Origin of the sequence: Bacteroides sp. AF25-38AC (assembly GCF_003602995.1) — a bacterium.
Classification (GTDB): domain Bacteria; phylum Bacteroidota; class Bacteroidia; order Bacteroidales; family Bacteroidaceae; genus Bacteroides; species Bacteroides uniformis.
This window is the reverse complement of record NZ_QTMD01000004.1, coordinates 102,255-127,653: the sequence shown is the minus strand read 5'-3', so window position 1 is coordinate 127,653 and position 25,399 is coordinate 102,255. Positions and strand designations below refer to the sequence as shown.

Genomic DNA, 25,399 nt, shown 5'->3' with positions numbered 1-25,399 from the left:
TGGCTTACTTTATTATATCTTCCATATAAACAACTTTATCTCCCCAGCCGGCTCCAAACATACTTGGTGAATGGGTAGCAATAATGATTTGACAAGAAGGGTTAATCTGTCGTATTCGGTCGATAATTTCTCTTTGCCATCGGATATGCAATGAGATTTCCGGTTCATCCATAAAAATGATGGCAGGTTTCTTTTCCTGCAAGAAGACTTTTAACAAAATTAGCAGTAATTGTTTTTCGCCGGATGATAATTGCTCCAAATGGAGTGTATTCTCATTTTGGTGGAATATCAATGTACTGTTGTTCCCTTTGGAAATACTGATTGTTTTACCCGTATCCTGGAATAATTCATTGATGATACCAAACAATTCATCTATATTTTGTTGTATCTCGTTTGCTTTATCGCGAAAATCCAGCATTTTCATCCGATAATTGAAAAATGAGATGCCTTCCTTGTTTTGAAAGACCACATTGTTCAGTTCTTCCATCAATGGACTTCCTGATTTACGTTTATTGGCTAAAGGGGTATCGAATGTACGGAGATATACCAGCGGATAAACTTCTGTGCTGAGAGGGGTGCTTTGAATATCTTGATATTGATATTTTTTTAGTTCTTTTGCATCATTGGTATAATAAGCATACATGATATCCATGAGCGTAGTTTTTCCACTGCCATTGATTCCAACCAATACATTTACATCTGAATTGATGGTTGTCCACTCCACTTCTTTATACCCCCACAATCCTTGTAAGGAAAATGATTTTATATATGTTTTATGAGAATCCTTCATAATTTTTCCACTTATCATCAGCAAATATATGGAAAGTTATTGAGACTTATGTTTTTTATGCATTTTAATTTTTAACTTTTAGTTTTTCCACGTATCCTATCGGCATGTCCACATGTGCGCAGCCCAGCATATCCAGCCGGACTGCCACTTTGCTTTTTCCTCCTATCATGACCAGTTCTCCCTCCAATCCGGCAAGGGGGCCTTTTATTACTTTCACGGCATCACCTGCTGCCAGAGGTGTACTGCAAATCTCTACAGCCTCCGGGCTATAGTCCAGCATAAAGCGGAAACGTTCCATCTGTTCCTCGGGAATGACGGCGGGACGGCTTTCACCGCGCAATACCATGTATCGACTGATAGCTTGTAAGGTAAGCGGCAGGGGGCGTTCCTGCGGAGTGACATGCACGAAAATCATCATCGGGATGACCAGGCGGTCCACTTTCTTGCGCCGGTCGCTCCATTGGCGTATTTCGCTTTGTATGGGTAAGTAATATTCCACTCCCATAGCTTTCAGCCGTTCGGCAGTCTTCTTTTCCAGACAAGACTGCACGTATGCCACCAGCCATTGGCGACGAGGAATAATATGAGGGGTGATATCAGTATGGCTCATCTGAATTTTTTTTAATAAGGTGTTCCGGAACAGCGCTCTGCCTGCCGGAACACCAAACAAACAAAACAAACAAAATAAATCCGGGTACAAAGAACAGCGATGCACTTTGCATGACGCCCCAGACTTATAGGAATATGCTGAATAAAGTATTTCTATGGTCTATAAATAGTTGAGGTTCGGGCGCGCTACGCGGTCGCCTGTCACATTGGAGGGGCGGGGTTAATTAAAAATTAGAAATTAGAAATTAAAAATTAGACACTCGATTATTTACTCTCAACTCTTAATAGCTAGTCGCTAACTCAACTGTATCCGTATTTCTTACCGTAGCCGTAATACTTTCCGTATTTACCATAGCCGTAGTAATAACCGTATTTTTTCTTCTTCATATCGATTCCGTTGACTACTGTGCATAAGTTGGGGAGACGATGATGCTCCTGAAGCTCGTTGATGAGCTGGTAATCGGTCTTATGCGTATAATCTGCACGACAGACGTAGATGCTGGCGTCCGCTACGCGCGAAAGGATGAGCGTGTCGGTCACCATGCCGATAGGGGCTGTATCCAGTACGATATAGTCATATTCTTTGCGTAATGTACTGATGGTGTCTTCCAGTGACTGGCGTGCCAGTAGTTCCGTAGGATTGGGTGGGATGGGACCGCCCAATAGCAGGTCGAGGTTGGAAGTTATGCCGGAAGGCTGTATCAGCGCATGAAGGTCTGTGGATTTGGGGGCGGCAAGGTATTGGGTGATTCCTTTTTCTTTGTGTGAAAGATGGAACAACTTGTTCAATCCCGGTTTGCGTATATCCAATCCTACCAGAATGACCTTTTTGCCGAGCAGCGCCAGACTGAGGGCGAGGTTGGAAGCTATGAAAGTCTTGCCTTCACCGCTTATGGTGGAGGTAACCAGGACGACTTTCTTATCCGGATCGCCCATCATGAAGAGCAGGTTGGTGCGCAGGCTGCGGAAGGTTTCCGTCATGATGTCGTTGTCGTTTTCGCGTACGGCAATGGCAGACTCTTCATGCTTGTTTGAACCGGTAAGGGGGATGTCACCGATAATGGGAACCTTTGTGAGCTTTTCCACATCGGTATGCCCTTCAATGCGGAAACGGAGCAGGTTCAATAGGAAAATGATGCCCAAGGGAATGCCGATGCCGATGACAAAGGCAATCATATAGATTTTTTTGCCTTGGGGAGAAACGATGCCGGCAGGCATAGGCTCTTCGATAATGCGTCCATTGTTGGCGGTTGCAGCCAGTGTGATGGCGTTTTCCTCGCGTTTCTGCAGCAGCATGATGTAGAGGGTGGCCTTGATTTCCTGCTGGCGTGCGATACTCATGAACTCCTGCTCCTGCTTGGGGGCGTTGCTGATGCGGCTTTCGTACTTGCGCGACTGTCGGTCGATGTTGCTCCGGGTGATTTGCAGGCCTTTCAAAACACTGTTTACGGTGGTTTTCACATTGTGGCGCATGGCCTCGATCCCCGTGTTCAGATTGATGATGGCGGGATTGCTTTCGGAGGAGGTACGTAGCAGGCGCTTACGCTCCACGATGAGATTGTTGTACTTGTCTATGGCGGAGGTCAGGTTCATGTCGCTCAGTCCTACGTTGGCAGGGATGATCTCGTCGTTGTTTGCAGGATTGTTGATGTAGTCGCGCAGATAGTTCACGAGGTTGATTTGGGTGGCGTTCTCTGCATATTGCTGTTCGTACTTGGAACTTTCCTGAAGGGCAAGCTGCGCGTCGCTGCTGATGTCGGTCAGTCCGGCGCGTTGCTTGAATTCCGCCAGTTCGGTTTCTGTGGTGCCCAGTTCGTGGTTGATGATGCTGATACGTTCCTCGATGAAGTCGGCGCTTTTCTGGGCCACTTCATTCTTTTCGGTGTTGGTGTCCTGATTATAGAGTATTATCAGTTCTTGGGTGAAATCGGAGGCTCGTTGTATATGGGTGTTTTGTACACTGATGGTGGCAATGGTACTGGTATTGGATATGGGGGCTACGGTCAGACCTGCCCTATAGCCTGCTGCTGCGGCAGTGGGGGTACTGATGATAGCCTTCAGATTGACGGGCTCTTGCGGAGCAGGCAATGAATCATTGTGCGAAATGGTGATGACACCTACCGGGAGTGGTAGAATGGCAGGTAGTTCGTCGAAAGATTTGGTCGTTTCTTGCTTGTCTCCGTTTTGTATATAAAAGGCTGTGACAGTCAGTTGGCCGGTAGGGGAGTATATCAGTTCCAGCCGAATGTTCCCTTCCAGTTTGTCAGCTTCCTCGGCGGTCATGAACACATCAAGAGGGGAGTTTTTGTAAAGTGGAACATCGTAGCCGAAAGATTGTTCGATGGCGATGTTGGTATAAAGGTTCAGACGTGACACGACTTTCTTGATGAGTGTCCTTGATTTCAGAATTTCCAGCTCATTGTCAAAGTTGCTGGTCATGGAAAGCATACCAAAATCCTGCATGGCAGACAGTGCATTGTTGGTACTTTTCTTGTCGTCTTCTTTAATTAGGATAGAAGATGACACTTCGTAGACAGGTATTTGGTAACGGAGATAAGCAAAGGCCAGGCCAGTGCATATCAATACGCTTGCCACAAACCAGGGCCAATGAATGATGTATTTGAAAAAGAGGGCTTGGAAATCTGTTTTTTCCTCTTTTTCGTTTAAAAGGTCATCGTATAAATCTTCTTTCATTTTTTGAGGATTAAAATTATCTTACAATGTTGACAATCAGACTTGCGAGTGAAACAAGGGAAGTAATCACAGAAACCCAGATAGTGGTACTGTTACTGACGCTTGCACTCTTTGCCTTGGTTTTATTTGGAGCTATATAAAGGATATCATTCTGCTGCATGTAGTAGTAGGGAGAATGAAGAATATTCTGCTCGTTCAAGTTTAGGCTGATGACATTTCGCTGGCCGTTACAGTCTTCGCGGATGAGCTTGACGTTGTTTCGTATACCGTAAATGGTCATGTCGCCTGCCATGGCAAGCGCCTCGAAAATATTCACTTTCTCATTATTGATAGTGAAAGTTCCGGGACTGTTCACTTCACCGAGGACAGAAATTTTGTAGTTGGACATACGTACAGTGACAATAGGTATTTCTTTGAGATAAGGACGAAGCTGTTCACGGATAAGGTTCTCGGCTGCATTTTTAGTTAAGCCGCCTACTTGCAGTCTGCCTATCACGGGGAAGTCTATCTCACCTGCATTGTCTACGAGATATTGTTGCAGAGCTGGTTGCGATGTAGTGCTGGCATTGGATTGTGCTATGTTATTATAGGTCTGCATGGTCAGGTTGAACGGTGCGGCAGCTTGCGGATCAGTGGTGTTTATGGTGATATTCAGCAAGTCTTTAGGTTGGATACGCGCATCGTAGAGGGTATCCTGCTGGTTGACTTCATTGATGACGATTTCCTTATAACTCTTATCTGTAAGTGATTCGTAACTTTGTAGATAAGGTACTTTTTTGTAAGATTGGCAGCTTGCCAATGTAATTGCCGCCATCAAGATGGCTATACTTTTCTTGTTTTTCATTACTGCTCCTTTTAATTTTTGATTTTCAATTTTAATTCTCAATACGCTTCTTTCTCGCCTTGAATGGCGTTTCTGATTGTCTTGTATATAATGTATAAATCCAATAGAAAAGTCCAGTGTTCCAGATACCATACATCGCGCTGTACACGTCCTTCCATTTGCCAGAGTTCTTTGGTCTCACCACGGTAGCCGGTGACTTGGGCCCAACCGGTGATGCCGGGCTTTACCAGATGTCTGACCATATATTTGTCGATAAGGCGTGAATATTCTTCAGTGTGTTTCAGCATATGGGGGCGTGGCCCTACAACGGACATTTGCCCCAGTAACACATTGAAAAATTGGGGAAGTTCGTCAATGCTGGCTTTACGGATGAAATCTCCGATTTTTGTTTTGCGCGGGTCATTGGCGGTGGCTTGTAGTTCGTCACTGTCTATGTTGACACGCATCGAACGGAATTTGTAACACCAGAATTCATTTCCATTCTCTCCGCTTCGTTTTTGTTTGAAGAAGATAGGACCGGGGGAGGATAGCTTGATAGCGGTACCTATGATGATGTAGACGAAGGGGAATACTGTACACAGAAAAACGAGGGAGAAAAAGAGGTCGAAGGCTCTTTTCAGTAGGCGATTTTCCATTTGTGCCAAAGGTTCCTCGCGGATAGTGAGTACGGGGATATTGCCAAACATCTCGAAGTGCATGCGACGATGCAGGTAATTGCGAATATTAGGTACACTATAGAAACGAATCAAGTGATTTTCGCAATAATTGATGATTGGAAGTATTTCATGGCTACGTGCAGAAGGCAAGCAGCAATAGACTTGTTCTATATGGTGTTGCTGTAAATAAGTGACAACTTCTTTAGGCTGCCCTAAATAGGGGACATCTTCGGGAAAATCATCAGAAGGTACATCACAGAAATAGCCGGTAATGCGGAAGCCCGTGGTGGGATCTCCGGTCATTTCTTGATAGAGTTCTGTCATGTTTTTGTTACTGCCGATTAAAATGACGGTACGTGAGTTACCTCCATGTTCTCGATATTTTTTCAGTAAATACCGGAAAAGAAGGCGATATATAGCGAGGCAGATAAAGAAAATACTATAAAAGCATGTAAAAAAACGGAGTGAACTGGTACCTATATCTGCTAAAGTAGCCAAGCTGATGAACAGCGTGGCGTGAAAAGTTGTATTACGGAGAGCCCGACGTACAATGCGTTCCGGACGTACAATACGTTCATGCAGTACGACGCCATTGGAGTAATTGCAAAGTAGATAGACTAGATTCAATAATACCAATAGCTGGGACAATGAATGTGTAAATTCATTGCCCAGTGTTTGGTAGTCAAAAATGTGATATAGCGAGATGAAAATGATGTTCAGTAAGCATAAGTCACCAAAGATAATGACGAACTTAATCACTTTATTGAAATGGAGAACTTGTTTCATAATTCACACTAATTCAATAGCTTTTTTCTTTCTCAATGGTATTGAAAGAGAAAAAACTGTTCATTCTTGTTTGTTTAATAATTCTCTTACTTACAAGGTAATGGATACCAATACTCTCTTACTTACAAGGTAAGAGGTGGTATTTTATTTGGAGAATAATCTTATAAACCAGCCATTAAAAGGTATTTTACATTAAAAGACTATATATGTAATTAAAATGTAAAACGATATTTTATCTCATAATTAAATTTAATTTTTGAATTCAAAATGGGGGCTTTTATGTAAATATATAAGACTGAAATACAAGTGGCTGCAATGTGTCTTATATCTATATATGAGATAAATATGAATTAAAAAATAAATCTATTTTTTTGCGATTGTAGTAATCTTTTTCATATCTTTGCAGCCACAAAACATATTCTCTTACCTTGTAAGTAAGAGAATAAAATTGGATAATAAAAGTACTCCTATACAAATAGGAATACTTTTACAAATTCTAGTTTTTAGGGTTTTTTCTTTTTGTTTGGATGGATTGTTGCAATCACTTTTTTATTTGCTTTACTCATCGCATTGTTGTCAAAAGAAGCAAGGTAAACGTGAGTTACCTTTTCAGAAGTATGTCCTAAGCTTTCACTAATCACAGAAATGGCCACTCCTTCGTCTTTGGCAGTGGTGGCCCAGCTATGGCGGGCTACATAAGATGTTAATGGAATGCTTAACCGTAACATCTTCGAAAGTGTGTGTAAATGTTGGTTGTAGAGCCGTAAAGCACTTTTGTATTGTCTGTAACCATCTTCCCCGGTTAGTGATAATATCGGTAGCAAATAGGGGGAAGAGGCGGCTTCGTTTTTATACCTATTTATAATCTGTGCGGCATACGACTCTATATGTACGGACAATTGCTGACGGGTCTTATGGCGGTAATAATAAATGGTATTGTGCTTGACATCCGTTTTGCGGAGATGTACAAGGTCTACGAACGGAATGCCTCGTAAGTAAAAACTTAACAGAAACATGTCGCGGCTGAAACGCAAGGCGGGTTTCTTCTCCAAATCAAGATTTACCAAGCGCCGGATTAGTAAAGGAGAGATGGCCCGTTTGGCGGTAGGCTCATAGCCAGTGAATACATAGGCGAACAAATCGTCTATACTGTGTGTGAATGGAATGCCTTGTTCGGCAGCTTGGTGAGAGATGGAACGGAGCATACGCATATAGGTGGATATGGTATTATGGCGCCGCCCTTCGCCGAGCAGCCGGTCTTCGTATTGCTTGATGAGGCTGGGGGTGAGATCTGCAAAAGTGATGGAACGGTGGCCGATGAAGCGGAAAAAGCTGTTCACTGTACTGGTATATATACCGGATGTACTGTATCGTCCGGCTTGTTTTGTCCGCTGTATCAGGGAAGCGGAAAAATTATGTATAGTATTCATAATCTGAATTTTAATATTTTAAATACATATAAAACAACCTTGAGCATGAAATGATTGTATGGCAATCAATGCACGCTTAGGGGAGAAATGGTAAAATTTCTATATAAATTCAGATATGTATTCTCCGGGCAGACAGGAGGAGGGTTACAGTATGCCCGAACGTACCCGACTCAGTGTTTCGGGGGTCATCAGCAGATAGGACGCAATGTGCGACAAAGGAGCCCGCTTGATGACTTCGGGCTGATGTTCCATGAGCTGGTTATAGCGCTCGCGTGCAGTCTCAAACCGCCAGGAGTCAGCCTTTATCTGTGAAACAATCAGGGAATATTCCAGAATCTTCCGATAGAACATGTTTATTTCCCATGAGATTTCGGTAAGTGTCAGCAGCTTGTTGTATGGCAGCAGGTATACGACACTCGGTTCGAGTGCCTCAATCATGAGGTGGGTGGGTTCCTGCTTCAAGGTACTTTCTATGCAGATGATGATGCAGCCTTCATAGGAAAAGTGTTCGGTGACGTCTTTACCGTTTTTATAATAGAATTGGCGCAACATGCCTTTTCCTACAAATACGATATTATGGCTTATCTGCCCTTCATTGAGTAATAATGCGCCCTTTTCTACTTCCTTGCGAATGAGGATTTCCTCTATCAACCTTCTTCCCTCGGGAGCCATGCCTGGATAGCGGGAGTTGATAGCGGCATCTACGGTTTCTTTCAATAGTGCATCCATAAGACCATGATTTATTTGTTCAGTAAGCAAGACCGGTAAAGTTCGGTCCGCTTCTGCTTTCGGGGAGCAAAGATAGGACTTTTGGAATTAAAAACAATTCCGGATGAAGCTTTTGTTTACCCATTTCATGCCATACCAGCGGCGGACGAAAATGAAGCCGCGGATATTCTCGTCCAACAGGAAGGCTACCCACATGCCGCAGATACCCCAGCCGAAGGGGAAGCCGAAAAGGTATCCCACACCTACAGCTACACTCCACTGCACCACCAACCCTACGTAGAAGGGGTAGTTGACATCTCCTGCCGCACGAAGGGCGTTGGTGGCGAAGATGTTGATGGGGCGGCCTATTTCGAGGAGTACATCTATGATAAGGATGGTGGCACCCATACGTATGATGTCGGGGTTGGACGTGAGCCAGCCAAAGATGGCATGCCCCGAAAGGGCGAGGATGCAGGACAGCATGACGGTAATCATGACGGATTTCTTCATGACGTATTTTCCCATAAGGAAGGCTGCGTGAGGTTTCTTCTCGCCTATCAGATGCCCGATACAGATGGCGCCGCCTTGTGCCATGGAGATGCTGAACAGATAAGCGAACATGATGATGTTGACACAATAGGTACGGGTGGCGAGCGCTTCCACTCCCAACATGTTGATGAAGTAGGTGATGACGACCTGCGACGAGCTGTACGACAATTGTTCGCCGGCGGAGGGCAGGCCTACCTTCATCAGGTTCTTTAGTTCTATCCATGGAAAAGGGCGGAAGTATGCCGGTGGGAAACGGTGGATGTGCTTGCGGAACAGTATGACGAACAGTATAATCATGGAGACACCCCGGCTGAAGGCTGTGGAGATGGCGGCGCCTTCCACGCCCAGTTCCGGAAAGCCGAAGCGACCGAAGATGAGGGAGTAGTTGCCGATGATATTGAGAATATTGACTACGACGGTGACCATCATCGGGTAGATGGCCTTGTTGGCACTGCGCAGGGAGGCGGAGAGGGTGAGGGATAGTGCCTGGAAGAAGGCGAAAGCGCCTACGATACGCATATAGTCCATGCCGTCCTGCATCAGTTCAGCGGTGAGCCCCATCAGCCGGAGGATGGGATGGGCGCAGGAGAACAGTACCAGGCTGACCGTGATACCTACCGCCAGGTTGACGAGGATGGATACGCCGACTACTTGCACTACTTTCTTGTGTAGTTTCGCACCGAGATACTGGGAACACAGAACGGACGTTCCGAGGTTGATGACTTCGAAAACGAGGAAAGTGAGCATGATAATTTGGTTGACTACCCCTACGGCGGCAACACTGTTGTCCGAGTGGCGGCTCAGCATGATGGTGTCCACCGCACCGAGCATCATGATGAGAAGTGTCTCTATAAAAATGGGGGCGGCCAGCTTGGCAAGCCGCTTTTTCAGGCTTTCTTGTTGTATCATTGTCCGTGTATGTGCACTATACTTTAAAAATCGCGCAAAGATAAGGAAAGGTTGAAAAGGACGGTTTGATATGTATCAAATTTTTTTTCTTGTTTTAGGGTTTGAGTGTTAACGTGTTATCTCAAATTGTATGAAAACGGTGAAAAAAATATGTAGGAAAGATTTGCACAGTCCAAAAGTTTGCCCTACATTTGCACCGCATTTGAAAAGAATGCTGGTTATAAAAAAGGAAGTTTGGGTGAGTGGCTGAAACCACCAGTTTGCTAAACTGACGTACGGGTAACCGTACCGGGGGTTCGAATCCCCCAGCTTCCGCCAGATGCACTCTTAGCTCAGTTGGTAGAGCAACTGACTCTTAATCAGTGGGTCCAGGGTTCGAATCCCTGAGGGTGTACAAGACAAATGCGAGGGTGGGTTCATCTAACGGTTAGGATACATGCCTCTCACGCATGGTATACGAGTTCGATTCTCGTACCCACTACTAAAACAAGAAAGCGGTTGACTGATGAAACGGTTAACCGCTTTTTGTTTTTCATTTTTCTGTTGTAATCCGAAAATAGTTTCTATATTTGCACCCGCTATGGCGAAATGTATATTCTATATCTTGTTAGGGTTGTTCCTCATATCGAAGTTCGCTTCCGTTTCTGATGATATGGAGGGATGTAAGACACTCCCTACTGCGGATGTGCATTATTTCTCCGGAGCCCAGCACAGCTTGTCGGGGGCAGATGGCAGACAATGCCAGGAAAAAGGGGAGGACGCGAATTATAATTGCCTGGCAGATGCCGGTTGCATAGGAAATACCTTCTCATTACGGCATGCCTCTTGCTCGAAATTGTTGAGGCTTAATCCGGACTTCATTGCCGCCAAGGTTGCGAGAACCCTGAAAACTCTGCTCCCGGAAGAAAAGACAACTTCTTTCCCCTTTACTTTCCATCCCCATAAGATTTCATATAGATATTATGTATATACGCTGAGGCGTATTCTTATTTAGTACTTTCCCTTCCTCTCTTTCGGGAGCCAGAGAGATTGCCCGTCTCCCCATGCCGAGTTTTTCTCTATTTTTTAAGTACTGATAATCAATATATAATGGATTTTCTATTAGATTTTATTCTCCATATCGATCAGTATATGATTGATATAGTGCAGGAATATCATATGTGGGCGTATGCCATATTGTTTCTGATTATTTTCTGCGAAACGGGGCTGGTGGTCACACCTTTCCTGCCGGGCGATTCCCTGCTTTTTGTGGCGGGAGCTATTGCCGCACTGCCCGACATGCCTCTCGAGGTCAATGTGCTGGCTTTGATATTGTTTGTTGCCGCGGTATTGGGCGACTCTTGCAACTACATGATAGGGCATTTCTTCGGGCAAAGGCTCTTCAATAATCCCGATTCCAGAATATTCAAGCAAAGCCATCTCGACAAGACCCATGAGTTCTATAAGAAGTATGGAGGCAAGACAATTATCATAGCCCGTTTTGTGCCTATCGTCCGTACGTTTGCGCCATTCGTGGCGGGGATGGGTAAGATGCATTACTATTACTTCATGCTGTACAACCTGATTGGGGGCGCCTGCTGGATTGCCATCTTCTGTTATGCGGGTTATTTCTTCGGTGACCTTCCGTTTGTACAAGAGAACCTCAAACTGCTGATTGTGGCCATTATTGTGGTTTCCATACTGCCGGCCGTGGTAGAAGTGCTGCGTGCAAGACTGAAACAACGAAAACAAAAATAAATTAATATACTTAGTACATTTATCCATTATGAAGAATTCTTTTTTTAGCCGGTTCACACCGAAAGAACCGAAATTCTTTCCTTTGCTGAAGCAATTGTCTGAGATTTTATTGTCCTCGTCGGCTCTGTTGATAGAAATATTGGGCCATGACTCGCCTGAGAAGAGGGCGGAAGATTATAAACGAATCAAAGATTTGGAGCGCGAGGGCGATAAGCTGACCAATCTGATTCTGGATGAACTGGGCACTACTTTCATTACTCCTTTTGACCGGGAGGATATCCATGACCTGGCTTCGGGCATGGATGATGTGATTGATGGAATAAACAGCTGTGCCAAGCGTATCACTATCTATAATCCGCATCCTATTTCGGACAAGGGGAAAGAGCTGGGACATATGGTTCAACAAGAAGCGGCCCTCATCGGCCAGGCCATGGATGAACTGGAGGCATTCCGCAAGAGTCCGGATAAGCTGCGCGCATATTGCAACCAGCTGCATGACATAGAAAACCGGGCAGATGATATTTATGAATTTTTCATCACCAGGCTTTTTGAAGAAGAGAAGGACTGCATTGAACTCATCAAAATCAAGGAGATTATGTATGAGTTGGAAAAAACGACGGACGCAGCCGAACACGTGGGCAAGATTTTGAGGAGCCTGATTGTGAAATACGCATAAACGAACGGACGCATGGAACTATTAGTGATTATCATTGTACTGGCTCTGATATTCGATTATATCAACGGTTTTCATGATGCGGCCAATTCTATTGCCACCATTGTGTCTACCAAAGTGCTTACACCGTTTCAGGCGGTGATATGGGCGGCTTTCTTCAATTTTGTGGCCTTTTTCATCGCCAAGTGTGTCATCGGCGGTTTCGGCATTGCCAACACCGTATCGAAAACGGTGATGGAGCCTTACATTACTTTGCCTATCATTCTGGCCGGCGTGATTGCGGCTATTGCCTGGAATCTGTTCACTTGGTGGAAGGGAATCCCTTCCTCTTCTTCGCACACGCTTATCGGAGGTTTTGCCGGAGCTGCCATCATGGCACACGGTTTTGAGGCCATCCAGTTGAGTATCATTCTGAAGATTGCGGCATTCATTTTTCTGGCTCCCTTGATTGGTATGGTGGTGGCATTTGGTTTTACGTTGTTGGTCTTGTACATTTGCCGCAGGGCGCATCCCCATACGGCCGAGGTGTGGTTCAAGAAACTGCAGCTGGTGTCTTCGGCTTTGTTCAGCATCGGGCACGGTCTGAATGATTCACAGAAGGTAATGGGTATCATTGCTGCGGCTATGATAGCCGGACATTCGGAAGGACTGGGAATGGGGATAAACAGTATTGATGACCTGCCGGACTGGGTGGCATTCTCTTGTTTTACGGCCATTTCACTCGGTACCATGTCCGGCGGGTGGAAGATTGTGAAGACCATGGGGACTAAGATTACGAAGGTGACGCCACTGGAAGGGGTGATTGCGGAAACTGCCGGTGCGTTTACGCTTTATCTGACGGAGTATCTGAAGATTCCGGTAAGTACGACACACACCATTACGGGAGCTATTATCGGAGTAGGGGCCACGAAGCGGCTTTCGGCTGTGCGTTGGGGAGTTACGAAGAGTCTGATGACCGCTTGGGTGCTGACTATCCCCGTCAGTGCTTTGCTGGCAGCAGGGATTTATTGTATCGTATCCCTTTTTTAGAAGTGCTGCCGCATAAAAAATAGACGGGTTCGTTTTATTTTGCATGAGGTTTGCACTATCTTTGCAGCCTGAAACTGTAAAATAGAATGCACATTGGACTGGCTATATAGTTTATTCGTCGAGCACTCCGCCTTGCAGGCGGTTGTGGTACTCTCACTGATTTCTGCTATCGGATTGGGATTGGGGAAGATACATGTTTGCGGCATTTCATTGGGAGTGACGTTTGTATTCTTTGCCGGCATCATTGCCGGGCATTTCGGGTTGTCCATAGACCCGCAGATGCTGAATTATGCGGAAAGCTTCGGGCTGGTGATATTTGTGTATGCTTTGGGTTTGCAGGTGGGACCGGGTTTTTTCAGCTCTTTCCGTAAAGGAGGGGTACAACTGAATATGCTCGCCACGGGTGTAGTGCTTATCGGCACCCTGCTGACTGTACTGGGCAGCTATGGGTTGGGGGTATCCCTGCCGGATATGGTGGGCATACTTTGCGGTGCCACGACAAACACACCGGCACTCGGTGCGGCACAGCAGACATTGAAACAGATGGGATTGGAGTCCAGTACCCCTGCTTTGGGGTGTGCGGTGGCATATCCGCTGGGGGTGGTAGGGGTCATTCTGGCCGTACTGTTCATCCGTAAGACGCTGGCGCATAAGGAAGACCTGGAATTGAAAGAGAAGGATGACGTGAACAAGCCTTACATTGTTGCGTTCCAGGTGCACAATCCTGCCATCTTCAACAAGAGTATCAAGGAAATAGGCGGGCTGAACAGCTATCCGAAGTTCGTGATTTCCCGCTTGTGGCGGGATGGGAATGTGAGTATTCCTACCTCGGAAAAGATTATAAAGGAAGGTGACCGCCTGCTGGTGATTACCTCGGAGAAAAATACGCCGGCTCTGACCGTGCTTTTCGGCGAGCAGGAGCATACTGATTGGAACAAGGAAGATATAGACTGGAATGCCATAGACAGCCAGTTGATTTCGCAACGTATCGTGGTGACGCGCCCGGAGTTGAACGGCAAGAAGCTGGGTTCTCTCCATCTGCGTAATCATTACGGTATCAATATCAGCCGGGTTTATCGTAGCGGCGTGCAGCTGCTGGCCACAGCGGAACTGACCTTGCAATTGGGTGACCGCCTGACCGTAGTGGGCGAAGCCGCTGCTATACAAAATGTGGAGAAGGTGCTGGGCAATGCTGTGAAAAGCCTGAAGGAACCGAACTTGGTGGCGGTATTTATCGGCATTGTCATCGGTCTGGCTTTGGGAGCAATTCCTATTTCCATTCCCGGCATCAGCGCTCCCGTGCGGCTCGGATTGGCAGGAGGCCCTATCATCGTAGGTATTCTTATCGGGACATTCGGTCCGAGGATGCACATGGTGACTTATACTACGCGCAGTGCGAACCTGATGCTCCGTGCATTGGGATTGTCTCTTTACCTGGCTTGCCTGGGACTGGATGCAGGTGCCCATTTCTTCGATACGGTATTCCGGCCGGAAGGGCTGTTATGGATTGCTACGGGTTTTGCGTTGACTGTGGTTCCGGTATTGATTATGGGTATCGTTACCTTCAAGTGGCTGAAGATAGATTTCGGAACAATGGCGGGTATGCTGTGCGGAAGCATGGCAAACCCCATGGCGCTGAACTACGCCAACGACACCATTCCGGGAGACAATCCGTCTGTAGCTTATGCTACGGTTTATCCGCTGTGCATGTTTCTACGGGTAATTATAGCCCAAGTGCTGCTCATGTTCTTCATTAATGGATAATGAAGAATGAGGGATATTATCAACTGTCAATTATCAACTATCAATTAAATAACTATGGGAAATATAACTCCGGAAAGTATTGTCAATGACTTGCGTTATTTGCAATTATTATCACGCAGTTTTCCTACCATTGCTGATGCCAGTACAGAAATCATCAATCTGGAGGCCATTCTGAATCTGCCGAAAGGTACAGAGCATTTTCTGACGGATATTCATGGCGAGTATGAGGCTTTTCAGCATGTGCTGAAGAATGCATCGGGGGCAGTGAAACGTAAGGTGAACGAAATATTCGGGCATACACTGCGCGAAAGTGAGAAGAAGGAAATCTGTACGTTAATTTATTATCCGGAAGAGAAGCTGCAACTTATCAAGGAGCAGGAAACGGACCTGGATGACTGGTATTTGATAACACTGAACCAGTTGGTAAAAGTATGCCAGAACGTTTCGTCCAAATATACCCGTTCGAAAGTACGCAAGGCACTTCCAGCAGAGTTCTCGTATATCATTCAAGAGCTGTTGCACGAATCGAGCATCGAACCTAACAAGCATGCCTATATCAATGTCATAATCAGTACCATTATCTCTACGAAGCGTGCGGATGATTTTATTGTGGCGATGTGCAACCTTATCCAGCGCTTGACCATCGACTCGCTGCATATCGTGGGCGATATATACGACCGCGGACCGGGTGCGCATATTATCATGGATACTCTCTGTGATTATCATAATTTCGACATCCAATGGGGTAACCACGATATTCTGTGGATGGGTGCCGCATCAGGTAATGATGCTTGTATAGCCAACGTAATCCGTATGTCGATGCGCTATGCCAATTTAGCAACGCTGGAGGATGGTTATGGCATCAATCTGTTGCCGCTTGCAACGTTTGCCATGGATACCTATGCGGATGACCCTTGCACCATCTTTGCGCCGAAAATGAACTTTGCCGATGCGGAATACAATGAGAAGACCTTGCGGCTGATTACACAGATGCACAAGGCGATTACGGTTATCCAGTTGAAACTGGAGGCGGAAATCATCAGCCGCCGTCCTGAGTTCGGTATGGAGAACCGGAAACTGCTGCATCTGGTGGATTTCGAGCGTGGTGTGTTTGTATACGAAGGCAAGGAATATCCGTTGCGCGATGTGAATTTCCCCACCGTAGACCCGGCGGACCCGTATCGTCTGTCGGACGAAGAGCGCGAACTGATGCACCGGATTCATTCTTCTTTCATGAACAGCGAGAAGATGAAGAAGCACATGCGCTGCTTGTTTACGTATGGCGGCATGTATCTGGTGTGCAACAGTAACCTGCTTTATCATGCTTCCGTGCCTCTGAATGCGGACGGCAGTTTTAAACATGTTCGCATCGGCCAAAAGGAATACTGGGGACGTAAGTTGCTGAAAAAGACCGACCAGCTGATACGTACCGCTTACTTTGACGAGGACGGTTCGGACGAGAAACAGTTTGCACTGGATTATGTCTGGTACATGTGGTGCGGACCGGATGCCCCTTCCTTCGATAAAGACAAGATGGCTACCTTTGAACGCTATTTTGTGGCCGACAAAACATTGCATAAGGAGACGAAAGGGCATTACTATGCTTTGCGCAACGAGGCTGAGGTGTGTGACCGCATTCTTGAAGAGTTCGGCGTGAAGCCGGGGCCACATTCGCATATCATCAACGGACATGTACCGGTAAAGACCATTAAAGGTGAGAAACCCATCAAAGCGGATGGTAAGCTGCTGGTGATTGACGGTGGTTTTTCAAAAGCCTATCAGCCGGAAACGGGAATTGCGGGATATACGCTGGTATATCATTCCCACGGCTTGCAGTTGGTGCAGCATGAGCCGTTCCAGAGCCGTCAGAAAGCCATTGAAGAAGGACAAGACATCAAGTCTACAACCCTGGTTGTCGAATTCAATTCGCAGCGTATGATGGTGAAGGATACGGATAAAGGAAGTGAACTCGTTACGCAGATTCAGGATTTGATGAAACTGCTGGTGGCGTATAGGACGGGGCTGATTAAGGAGAAACAATAATTTATAATTTCAGTATCGTCACCCCGCCCTCTACAATGATGCCTTTGTCATAGGTTTTCCCTTGGGTGTAGTAGCGGCTGCCGCCATAACCGCCGGTGAGGAATATGCCAAAGCGCTCGGTCAGGTGGTATTCCAGATTGACACGTGCCTGGAGGGCATAGAGACGTGCCGGAATGCCGTAGTCCTTGTTCTTGAAGGTTTCTATATGTTGGTATCCCAGATCTCCGCTGATGAACAGCTGTTTGTAGAGCGGTAATTCAAGACCGGCACGGTAGAAGAGGGCAGCGGAAAACTTATCGCCAAAATCCAGATAATGGGTACCGCCACCGAGGATGGTATAGAAGAGCCGGTTCTTGAAACGGGCACCTACATTCAGCTTGGTGGCATTACCACCGAAAAACATCAGTTGAACTTTTGTTTGGGGATTGGCATTGACTAATCCCAACTGGAAACCATCTAATTTTTCTTTGTAGTAGTTGAATAGACCTATTTGAAGCCCTTTGGCACGTATGGCCATATTGGCAGCGCCTATTTGTAATCCTCGGGCTGTACCACCCACCACATTGCCCAGGCCGGAAACCTGAACACCGGTCATATCTCCGGCGGTGATGTTGGTAAGGGCGGACATCTGCATGCCATTCAAGTCTTCACCGATTACACTTAGCAGGCCGGCCCCTGAAAATCCTTTGAAATTTCCACCGGAAATATTGGCGAGTCCGGCAAAGTGTATGCCGGAAGCACCTTCTCCGCTGATATTCAACAGGCCGCCTATGGAGGCGCCACGATTATAGTCCCCACTGATGTTTGCCAGACCGGAAATGATGACGCCTTGCGCATGGTTTCCGGTGATACCTACCAGTCCCGAAACGGATACTCCGATAAGGTTGTTGCCATTGATGTTGGTAATTCCTGCTATCTGCATGCCTCGCATGCTTCCCCCCACCATATTTGACAGACCTGCCATCTGTACACCGTTCACATCCCTGCCGGTTACACTGCCAAGAATATTCATGCCGAGGCCATTCAGACGGTTCATGGAGGAGAACACACCCAGATTGAAGCAGGTGCTTCCTATGGTATCAGTCCGCTGTGTGGAGATGTTTTTCCATAAGGAGATATTGATACCTACCGGGCCATGGTCTGTTCGTGGAGAGCGTTGTTTCCGGAAAGATTTTTCGGAGGATTTCTGAATCGTATCCGGCTGTACGCTGCCCGGATTATGTTCTTGGGCAAGAGCTGTCCCTGCAAGAAGCAGGGACACAAGGAGGAGGGAAAGGTTTCGTTTCATACTTTTTTTCTATATTTCGTCCGGCCAGGGAGCTGGTTGGCGGGTGGCACGCAACAGAGGGCGCTGCGCATCCACAGACCGGAGGTAATTACTTAATTTCCGTGACAACTCTTTGACAACTTCAGGCTTCTCTCGGGCCATATCATGTTTTTCACTGATGTCGGCGGGGATGTTGAAAAGTTCCCGTCTACCGTCACCGAAATAATACACCAGCTTCCACTCGCCCGAACGGATGGAGCAAGTGGCTCCGATGCCCGGGCCGGAAGGACCCCAGCTATTGGGATAATGCCAGTAGATATCACGGTCTTTCATTTTACCTTTTCCGGTGAGCAATGGCATGAAACTGATGCCGTCGCGTTGCTGTACGGTTGTATAGTTGTCTACGCCTGCCATCTCAAGGATGGTGGGGAAGAAGTCCTCTATCATCAGGTAATGGTCGCATTGGGTTTGGGGCGCTACGATGCCCGGCCAGCGGACAATCATCGGTTCACGTATGCCTCCTTCGTAGGCGGAACCTTTACCACTATTGAGCGGATAGTTCTGGACATGCAGTTGTCCGGCGCGGGTATGGGCCGCCAAACCGCCATTGTCGGACATGAAGATGAGGATAGTGTTTTCCGTCAGGTTGTTCTTGTCCAGATAGTCCATGATGTCTCCCAGACTTTTGTCCATACCCTCAATGAGAGTAGCATAGGCGGCTTCTACCGGAGGAAGGCCTTTGTCCAGGTACTTCTGGTAGAAACGCATGTCAGGTTGTATAGGGGTATGGATGGCATAGTGTGCCATGTATAGAAAGAATGGCTTGTCAGTCTGCTGTGCATCGTCCAGTGCCTTCATGGCCTCTATGGTAAGGGCTTCACTTAGGAAAGTGTCGGTTCCATGATATTTCTCCAGACCGGGTACGGCAGCCAGCGGGCTTTTACCGTCTGTTTTGTTGCCGAAATTCTCCTTGCCATAGTAGCTGGCAGGTGAACCGGCAGCATGTCCGGCTATGTTCACTTCAAACCCCATTTTCAACGGGTCGGCTCCGGGAGTGCCTTCAGCACCGAAGTGGGCTTTTCCGCAATGAATGGTGTGATAGCCATGGTCTTTGAGCACTTCGGCCAGGGAGGTGACTTGTGTGGTCCGTTCCACGCCAGGCTCTTGACAAATGCCGTTAACGTTCCATTCCGGATAAATCATGACCGAGTCGGGTTGTTCATGGGTAGTGTTCTTGCGGAGGGTCCAACTGGTGACTCGATGCCTGGCAGCATTCATTCCCGTAAAAAGGCTGACACGCGTAGGTGAACTGATGCTGCATGCATAGGCCTGCGTAAACATTTTGCCTTGTGTAGCCATCCGTTCCATGTTGGGAGTATGGTACGTATCGTTGTACTTGGTACGCTGTGTCCAAAAGGGGAGGGACGTGTCTTGCCATCCCATGTCATCCACTAGGAACAGAATGATGTTTGGCTGCTCTTTTGGAGCAGGTACGGCATCCCCAGGCGGCATGCCATACGCTTCTCCCGCCATTCCGCATATCGGAAGCATGGCGGATAATAATAATTCGTTTCTCATTTAGATAATAATTTAGAAAGGGTTAGATAGGTTGTAGTTTAATTGTTTTTTTACATTATCCTTTGGCCTCCTGATACAAGAAGCGTTTGATAGATTTCTTCGGCGTTTTTTCAAATTCTTCAGGATAGATTTTCATTTTGAATATCTGGCTGTATGCGGGCAGTTCTGCATTCAGTGCCACACGGTTTTCCTCCATGACGCGTTCGATGTCGTCATTGTTCAGCCCATGGGCAAAGGCATCATCGAAGTCGGGGTAAACCAGACCTACCAGTTTCTCATTCTGCTGCACGATGATGCTTTCGGCTACATACGGCATATTGTTCAGTTTGTCTTCTATCTCTTCCGGGTAGATATTCTGACCGCTCGGACCAAGGAGCATGTTCTTGCTGCGTCCCTTGATGCTTACGTTGCCTTCGGCATCCATCAGGGCAAGGTCTCCGGTGTGCAGCCAGCCGTCTTTGTCGAGTACCTGTACGGTGGCCTCGTCGTTCTTGTAGTAACCCAGCATGACATTGGGACCACGGCAGACAATCTCTCCCGGAATGTTTTCGGGATCGGATGATAGGATTTTCACCTCCATACGCGGTGCGGCCTTTCCGCAAGAACCGGGTTTGAAGCGGGTCCAATCCTCGTAACAGATGATGGGGCCGCATTCCGTCATTCCATAGCCTACCGTATAGGGGAAATCTATCATCTTTAAGAACTGCTCCACTTCCTGGTTGAAGGCAGCTCCTCCTACAATGATTTCTGCAAAGTTTCCGCCAAAGGCTTGAATCATTTGTTCGCGTACGGTCGCCTTTATCTTGTCATTGATGATGGGTACTTTCAGCAACAGCTTCATGGCAGGAGTTTCCAGCTTGGGCAGTACGCTCTTCTTTATAATCTTTTCGATAATGAGCGGAACAGCCACAATCAGGTTAGGCTTCACTTCGGTGAAAGCCTGGAAAATGATTTTGGGGCTGGGCATACGAGTGAGGAAGAATATGTGGCAACCTACGGCGAATTCATACAGAAACTCGAATGCAAGTCCGTACATATGTGCCATTGGCAGCATGGAGACAATCTTGTCACCGGCTTTCAGCGGCAATACTTCGAAAGCAAAAGTGGTGTTTGACCAAAGGCTGCGGTAGGGCAGCATCACTCCTTTGGAGTAACTGGTGGTGCCGGATGTATAGTTGATGACCGCTAGTTCGTCGGGCTGGTCCTTGTGATAACTGACATGCTCCTTGCGGAAGTTCTTGGGGTATTTCTTACCGAACATTTCGTTGAGATGTTCGCGGGCATAGTCCAACTTTTCGCTACGGGAGACAAGAATGTAGAAGTCTGCCATCATCATGATGCCCTCCAGCAGCGGCATGGCACTTTCGTTGAGGTTTTCCCAAACCTGGTCGCCTACGAAAAGCAGTTTGGCTTCGGAATGGTTCACGATGTTGTGTACATTGTCTGCCTTGAACTCGTGAAGGATGGGGACGATTACCGCACCGTAGGTCAATGTTGCGAGGAACGTTACGCCCCAGTGGGAACTGTTGCGGCCACAGACGGCAATCTTATCGCCTTTCTTGATGCCGCTTGCCTCGAAAATGATATGCAGCTTTTCTATTTTGCGGGCTACGTCCTTATATTGTAGGGTTGCTCCCTTATAGTCGGTCAGAGCGTCTAAATCCCAATTTTCCTTTATGCTATTCTCTATATAGGCGATAAAACTTTGTTCCATGATATTAATTGCACATTTGGTTGAAAATTGTGCAAATATAAGGGTTTATATATAGAAAGCAAACTTTTATAGGGAAAATAGTTTTTATGGCGGCTATTTGCTAAAACTCGACAGTTATACCTAAAGTAGGCAGGATAGTGCCGCTTTCCTGCTTGAGGTATTTCATTTTATAGCGCTGTTCGGTAACAGGAGCAGACGGATTTTCGATGATGCCCGTACTCATTATCACATCCGGTTGCTTCAGTTTGTTGCCGGTGATATTCTGTATGTCCAGATAGATTCCTATCATGCAGTGATGGAAGTAGAAGGACTTGTCCACACGCAAGTCTAACTGGGCAAAGTTGGGAAGTCGCCCGGTATTATAGTACGCATAGTCGTAGTAGGGCTGTCCTTTGGCATCCCATGCTTCTACGAGTGATGATTTGTCTTCATCATAGGGAGTGTAGGGGCTGCCGCCTATATAGCTTAGCTTGCCTCCTATGCTCCAGCGCCGGGGCAGGTTGTATGTACCGCTCATGTTGAGTATGAAACGGTTGTCCCAGGCAGATGGAATGAAGTCTCCATCTGGGCGGTTGCGGTATTCGCTGCGGTATAAGGTGAAGGAGGATACGAGATTGAACTTGCCGGATGCCTGCCAGCGGAACATGGTTTCCAGTCCGTAGGCCCTGCCGCTGGCTGTAGGGACGAGTGCTTCGTTGCCGGTGACACCGTAATCGTTTCCTTTGCATGCCAACGGAATGTTGTCTTGAAGGGAAAGTGGCATACGGCTGTAACGCTTGAAGAAACCTTCTGCAGAAACCATGAACCGGTCTTGCAGGTGCCAGTCCACACCGAGGCTGCTTTCAAAGACCTGCATGTACTTCAGGTTTTTGTTGAGATATTGCCCTTCATTGTCTTTATATCCCAAAGCGGTGTAGGGAGGCAATTGGTGGTAGAGGCCGGTACTTCCGCTCAGGGTCCATTGTTCCGAGAGTTTGTAGGATGCAGAGAGGCGTGGGGAGAACTGTTTCCATAGCTGCCGCATCTTTCGGTTGTAAGTGTTGCCATCCATACGGATACCGGCAGAAAGTGCCAGACGCTTGTCGGCGGTGGTATAGTCGGAAGAGAAGAAAGCCCCCCAGCCGAAGATGTTGAGTGAGGTTTCGTAGATGGAGAGCGTACCCGAATGACTGCCGTATAGTCTTTGCCGGCTGTGGTTTGCATAGATGGAGTTGTTCAGTTCTGCTCCTTCCTTTAGGGTCCATGCTCCCAAGCGCGTTTGGTTTTCGAAACGCAGGGTGGTCTTTTGTTCTGTGGAGCGTAGGCGCAGGGTCAGGTTGTCTTCGGAAGAGTCATCGTTGTTGCGGTATTTCAGATTGCGGTTGTTCAGGTAGTTATGGCTCAGTATAAGGGATTGTACGTGCCTTCCATTGTAGTGTCTGTAAGAGGCTCCGAAAGTGAATGTTTCCTGATGGATAGTGGGGAGATAGCTGAGCAGATATTCGGCATCTTCTCCTTTTTCATCGGTATTCAGTTTCATCTTGTCAATGCCTGCAAGACCAAGCAGGGTCAGCTCGCTGTGCTCGTTGAAACGGGTTTTTGTTTTGAATTGTCCGTCAATGAAATTGGGCAGGAAGGGCAGTCCCAAAGCCTTGAACAAAAGTTGCAGGTAGGACTGGCGTGCGGAGAACAGATAAGTGGTGCGCTGCCCCAGATGGCCTGCTCCGCTGAGCGAGACTTCCGATGCGCCGATGGTGGCTTTGAACGCCTGCTTGTCCGGATTTCCGTCCTTGAGGCGGAAGTCGAGGACGGAACTCAAGGCTCCGGAGCGGTTGGCGGGGAAGGCGCCCGTATAAAATGTAATCTCGCGTATCAGGTCGGCATTGACAATACTTACCGGTCCTCCGGATGCACCCTGAGTGGCAAAGTGGTTGATGTTGGGGATTTCGATGCCATCCATATAAAAGCGGTTTTCGGAAGGAGAACCGCCCCGAACAATCAAGTCGTTGCGATAGCCGATGGGAGAGAAAGAGACGCCGGGATAGGAGCGTACGATGCGCGAAACATCCCGGTTGGCTCCGGGACTTTTCTCTATTTCCTGCAAGCCGATGATACGCATGCTGACCGGGCTTTCGATACTTCGCCGGAAGGGGGAAGGCACCACCACTACTGTGTTCAGCAGATTGGCATCCTCTTCCATCTCTATCTCGATGAACGGGGTTGAGGCTGAAACAATATATTCGGGGGTGGAAACAGTCTGGTATCCTATGCAGGATGCCTCAAGGCTATAGATGCCCGGAGGTACCTGCTCTATCTTGAATGTGCCGAGTGAATCGGTGGATGCCCCTTTCCCGGGGATGCCGGCAACGAAAACGTTGGCGTAGGCCACGGGTTGTCTGGACTGTCTGTCGATGACTTTGCCGCGAACGGAATAGGTCACGGGAGCTATCATGGCATTCATGGTTGGGCTGATACCTGATAAAAGTATCAGCAATATAAACAATACAGTTCCCACCTTGTACCGTATGGCATTCATGGCTAATCAGACGTCACTAATTACTTTCCCAAGTACCATCGGTACATGCGTTGCACACCTTCCTCGATATCAATCTTATGATGCCATCCCAATGCATGTAACTTACCGGGATCGGTCAGTTTGCGCATGGTGCCGTCGGGTTTGGAAGTGTCGAAGGTCAACCGGCCCTGATAGCCTACGGTGTTGACAATCAGCTCTGCCAACTGGCGGATAGTGATTTCCTTGCCCGTACCGATATTGATGTGACAGTTGCGGATTTCCTTGTCGCCCGGCTTGAAGGTATCTTTGAAGTCGACGTGTTCCATGACGAAGACGCTGGCATCTGCCATCTCCTCGCTCCAGAGGAATTCGCGCAAGGGGGTGCCGGTACCCCATAATCTCACTTCTTCTTCGCTGATGCCGTATTTCCGGAGGATATTCAGAATGTCCTCTTTGCTGCTGTCGCCGTTGATGCCTTCCACCGGACGCAGGTTCATGTCGTGGCGTACGGCATCCCAGTCGCCTTGTTTCAGGCAGTGGGCGAGGTGTATCTTGCGTATCATGGCAGGAAGCACGTGGCTGCGTTCCAGGTCGAAGTTGTCGTTGGGACCGTAAAGGTTGGTGGGCATCACGGCAATGTAGTTCGTACCGTATTGAAGATTGAAGCTTTCGCACATTTTCAGTCCGGCTATTTTGGCGATGGCATAGGGCTCGTTCGTGTATTCCAGCGGAGAAGTGAGGAGTGCGTCTTCTTTCATCGGCTGTTCGGCATCACGGGGATAGATGCAGGTGCTGCCCAGAAAGAGAAGTTTTTTCACTCCGTGGCGGAAGCTTTCGCCGATGACGTTCTGCTGTATCTGCAAGTTCTTGTAGATGAAATCGGCACGGTAGATACTGTTGGCCATAATGCCACCCACAAAGGCGGCGGCAAGGAATACATATTCGGGCTGCTCCTCGTCGAAGAAGCGGCGTACGGCAACTCCGTCGAGCAGATCGAGTTCTGTGTGGGTCTTGCCGATGAGATTGGTGTATCCTTTCTCCTCAAGATTTTTCCAGATGGCAGAACCTACCAGTCCCCGGTGGCCTGCTACATATATTTTGGCATTTTTGTCTAACATTGTTGTC

19 protein-coding genes and 3 tRNA genes are annotated in these 25,399 nt (G+C 47.4%); 9 read left to right on the top strand and 13 right to left on the bottom strand.

Annotation, left to right across the window (positions count from 1 at the left end; all coding sequences use genetic code 11):
- Positions 1–4: 4 nt before the first annotated feature.
- From DWY55_RS04195 to DWY55_RS04160, 8 genes are all read right to left on the bottom strand, one after another.
- Positions 5–790: an AAA family ATPase gene (locus DWY55_RS04195; protein ID WP_064774928.1), complete on the bottom strand. Its 786-nt coding sequence runs from the start codon at positions 788–790 to the stop codon at positions 5–7.
- Positions 791–854: 64 nt separating this feature from the next.
- Positions 855–1,400, bottom strand: a complete 546-nt coding sequence (locus DWY55_RS04190) for a UpxY family transcription antiterminator (RefSeq protein WP_057281277.1) — start codon at positions 1,398–1,400, stop codon at positions 855–857.
- A 299-nt stretch (positions 1,401–1,699) separates the two neighbouring features.
- Positions 1,700–4,093 (bottom strand): GumC family protein, encoded by a 2,394-nt coding sequence (locus DWY55_RS04185; protein WP_008663076.1) that lies wholly within the window; start codon positions 4,091–4,093, stop codon positions 1,700–1,702.
- A 16-nt stretch (positions 4,094–4,109) separates the two neighbouring features.
- Positions 4,110–4,937: a polysaccharide biosynthesis/export family protein gene (locus DWY55_RS04180; protein WP_016273479.1), complete on the bottom strand. Its 828-nt coding sequence runs from the start codon at positions 4,935–4,937 to the stop codon at positions 4,110–4,112.
- Positions 4,938–4,975: 38 nt separating this feature from the next.
- Positions 4,976–6,379 carry an undecaprenyl-phosphate glucose phosphotransferase gene (locus DWY55_RS04175; protein ID WP_057253254.1) on the bottom strand — a complete coding sequence of 468 codons (1,404 nt, stop codon included), beginning with the start codon at positions 6,377–6,379 and terminating at the stop codon, positions 4,976–4,978.
- 503 nt (positions 6,380–6,882) lie between these two features.
- A complete protein-coding gene (locus DWY55_RS04170) occupies positions 6,883–7,809 on the bottom strand; it encodes a tyrosine-type recombinase/integrase (protein WP_008663082.1) in 927 nt (308 codons plus the stop codon).
- Positions 7,810–7,953: 144 nt separating this feature from the next.
- Positions 7,954–8,538 carry a Crp/Fnr family transcriptional regulator gene (locus tag DWY55_RS04165; RefSeq protein WP_005828036.1) on the bottom strand — a complete coding sequence of 195 codons (585 nt, stop codon included), beginning with the start codon at positions 8,536–8,538 and terminating at the stop codon, positions 7,954–7,956.
- An 87-nt stretch (positions 8,539–8,625) separates the two neighbouring features.
- A complete protein-coding gene (locus DWY55_RS04160; RefSeq protein WP_005828037.1) occupies positions 8,626–9,975 on the bottom strand; it encodes an MATE family efflux transporter in 1,350 nt (449 codons plus the stop codon).
- Positions 9,976–10,203: 228 nt separating this feature from the next.
- Here DWY55_RS04160 and DWY55_RS04155 point away from each other — a divergent pair.
- The 9 genes from DWY55_RS04155 (at position 10,204) to DWY55_RS04115 (ending at position 17,221) form a co-directional block, all read left to right on the top strand.
- Positions 10,204–10,293 (top strand) — tRNA-Ser (locus DWY55_RS04155).
- 3 nt (positions 10,294–10,296) lie between these two features.
- Positions 10,297–10,369: transfer RNA gene (locus tag DWY55_RS04150), tRNA-Lys, on the top strand.
- Between the two features lie 15 nt (positions 10,370–10,384).
- Positions 10,385–10,456: transfer RNA gene (locus tag DWY55_RS04145), tRNA-Glu, on the top strand.
- 99 nt (positions 10,457–10,555) lie between these two features.
- Positions 10,556–10,969 (top strand): hypothetical protein, encoded by a 414-nt coding sequence (locus tag DWY55_RS04140; protein WP_117879113.1) that lies wholly within the window; start codon positions 10,556–10,558, stop codon positions 10,967–10,969.
- A gap of 95 nt (positions 10,970–11,064) precedes the next feature.
- Complete coding sequence (locus DWY55_RS04135; protein ID WP_005828039.1) at positions 11,065–11,712, top strand: DedA family protein; 648 nt, start codon at positions 11,065–11,067, stop codon at positions 11,710–11,712.
- A 28-nt stretch (positions 11,713–11,740) separates the two neighbouring features.
- The gene (locus DWY55_RS04130) at positions 11,741–12,388 is read left to right on the top strand and encodes a DUF47 domain-containing protein (protein ID WP_005828040.1); all 648 of its coding nucleotides are present in this window, start codon (positions 11,741–11,743) and stop codon (positions 12,386–12,388) included.
- Between the two features lie 12 nt (positions 12,389–12,400).
- Positions 12,401–13,414 (top strand): inorganic phosphate transporter, encoded by a 1,014-nt coding sequence (locus DWY55_RS04125; RefSeq protein ID WP_005828041.1) that lies wholly within the window; start codon positions 12,401–12,403, stop codon positions 13,412–13,414.
- Positions 13,415–13,507: 93 nt separating this feature from the next.
- Positions 13,508–15,178, top strand: a complete 1,671-nt coding sequence (locus DWY55_RS04120) for a putative transporter (protein ID WP_005828042.1) — start codon at positions 13,508–13,510, stop codon at positions 15,176–15,178.
- Positions 15,179–15,232: 54 nt separating this feature from the next.
- A complete protein-coding gene (locus DWY55_RS04115) occupies positions 15,233–17,221 on the top strand; it encodes a fructose-1,6-bisphosphatase (RefSeq protein WP_005828043.1) in 1,989 nt (662 codons plus the stop codon).
- Between the two features lies 1 nt (position 17,222).
- Here DWY55_RS04115 and DWY55_RS04110 read toward each other — a convergent pair whose 3' ends face one another.
- The 5 genes from DWY55_RS04110 to DWY55_RS04090 form a co-directional block, all read right to left on the bottom strand.
- The gene (locus tag DWY55_RS04110) at positions 17,223–18,509 is read right to left on the bottom strand and encodes an LA_2272 family surface repeat-containing protein (protein WP_009036867.1); all 1,287 of its coding nucleotides are present in this window, start codon (positions 18,507–18,509) and stop codon (positions 17,223–17,225) included.
- Positions 18,510–18,518: 9 nt separating this feature from the next.
- Positions 18,519–20,066, bottom strand: coding sequence for a sulfatase (locus DWY55_RS04105; protein WP_005828045.1), 1,548 nt, complete (start codon positions 20,064–20,066; stop codon positions 18,519–18,521).
- Positions 20,067–20,121: 55 nt separating this feature from the next.
- On the bottom strand, positions 20,122–21,780 hold the full coding sequence (locus DWY55_RS04100; RefSeq protein ID WP_005828046.1) for a long-chain fatty acid--CoA ligase: 1,659 nt from the start codon (positions 21,778–21,780) through the stop codon (positions 20,122–20,124).
- Between the two features lie 100 nt (positions 21,781–21,880).
- On the bottom strand, positions 21,881–24,295 hold the full coding sequence (locus DWY55_RS04095; RefSeq protein WP_120046660.1) for a TonB-dependent receptor: 2,415 nt from the start codon (positions 24,293–24,295) through the stop codon (positions 21,881–21,883).
- A 20-nt stretch (positions 24,296–24,315) separates the two neighbouring features.
- Positions 24,316–25,392, bottom strand: coding sequence for a GDP-L-fucose synthase family protein (locus DWY55_RS04090; RefSeq protein WP_087332586.1), 1,077 nt, complete (start codon positions 25,390–25,392; stop codon positions 24,316–24,318).
- Between the last annotated feature and the right edge of the window lie 7 nt (positions 25,393–25,399).

What these genes read in the sequence shown, in the direction of transcription:
- DWY55_RS04105 (WP_005828045.1), bottom strand. Translation starts at nt 20,066, where the DNA reads ATGAGAAACGAATTATTATTATCCGCCATGCTTCCGATATGCGGAATG.
- DWY55_RS04165 (WP_005828036.1), bottom strand. Translation starts at nt 8,538, where the DNA reads ATGGATGCACTATTGAAAGAAACCGTAGATGCCGCTATCAACTCCCGC.
- DWY55_RS04170 (WP_008663082.1), bottom strand. Translation starts at nt 7,809, where the DNA reads ATGAATACTATACATAATTTTTCCGCTTCCCTGATACAGCGGACAAAA.
- DWY55_RS04110 (WP_009036867.1), bottom strand. Translation starts at nt 18,509, where the DNA reads ATGAAACGAAACCTTTCCCTCCTCCTTGTGTCCCTGCTTCTTGCAGGG.
- DWY55_RS04180 (WP_016273479.1), bottom strand. Translation starts at nt 4,937, where the DNA reads ATGAAAAACAAGAAAAGTATAGCCATCTTGATGGCGGCAATTACATTG.
- DWY55_RS04125 (WP_005828041.1), top strand. Translation starts at nt 12,401, where the DNA reads ATGGAACTATTAGTGATTATCATTGTACTGGCTCTGATATTCGATTAT.
- DWY55_RS04090 (WP_087332586.1), bottom strand. Translation starts at nt 25,392, where the DNA reads ATGTTAGACAAAAATGCCAAAATATATGTAGCAGGCCACCGGGGACTG.
- DWY55_RS04100 (WP_005828046.1), bottom strand. Translation starts at nt 21,780, where the DNA reads ATGGAACAAAGTTTTATCGCCTATATAGAGAATAGCATAAAGGAAAAT.
- DWY55_RS04135 (WP_005828039.1), top strand. Translation starts at nt 11,065, where the DNA reads ATGGATTTTCTATTAGATTTTATTCTCCATATCGATCAGTATATGATT.
- DWY55_RS04175 (WP_057253254.1), bottom strand. Translation starts at nt 6,379, where the DNA reads ATGAAACAAGTTCTCCATTTCAATAAAGTGATTAAGTTCGTCATTATC.
- DWY55_RS04130 (WP_005828040.1), top strand. Translation starts at nt 11,741, where the DNA reads ATGAAGAATTCTTTTTTTAGCCGGTTCACACCGAAAGAACCGAAATTC.
- DWY55_RS04195 (WP_064774928.1), bottom strand. Translation starts at nt 790, where the DNA reads ATGAAGGATTCTCATAAAACATATATAAAATCATTTTCCTTACAAGGA.
- DWY55_RS04140 (WP_117879113.1), top strand. Translation starts at nt 10,556, where the DNA reads ATGGCGAAATGTATATTCTATATCTTGTTAGGGTTGTTCCTCATATCG.
- DWY55_RS04160 (WP_005828037.1), bottom strand. Translation starts at nt 9,975, where the DNA reads ATGATACAACAAGAAAGCCTGAAAAAGCGGCTTGCCAAGCTGGCCGCC.
- DWY55_RS04115 (WP_005828043.1), top strand. Translation starts at nt 15,233, where the DNA reads ATGGGAAATATAACTCCGGAAAGTATTGTCAATGACTTGCGTTATTTG.
- DWY55_RS04190 (WP_057281277.1), bottom strand. Translation starts at nt 1,400, where the DNA reads ATGAGCCATACTGATATCACCCCTCATATTATTCCTCGTCGCCAATGG.
- DWY55_RS04095 (WP_120046660.1), bottom strand. Translation starts at nt 24,295, where the DNA reads ATGAATGCCATACGGTACAAGGTGGGAACTGTATTGTTTATATTGCTG.
- DWY55_RS04185 (WP_008663076.1), bottom strand. Translation starts at nt 4,093, where the DNA reads ATGAAAGAAGATTTATACGATGACCTTTTAAACGAAAAAGAGGAAAAA.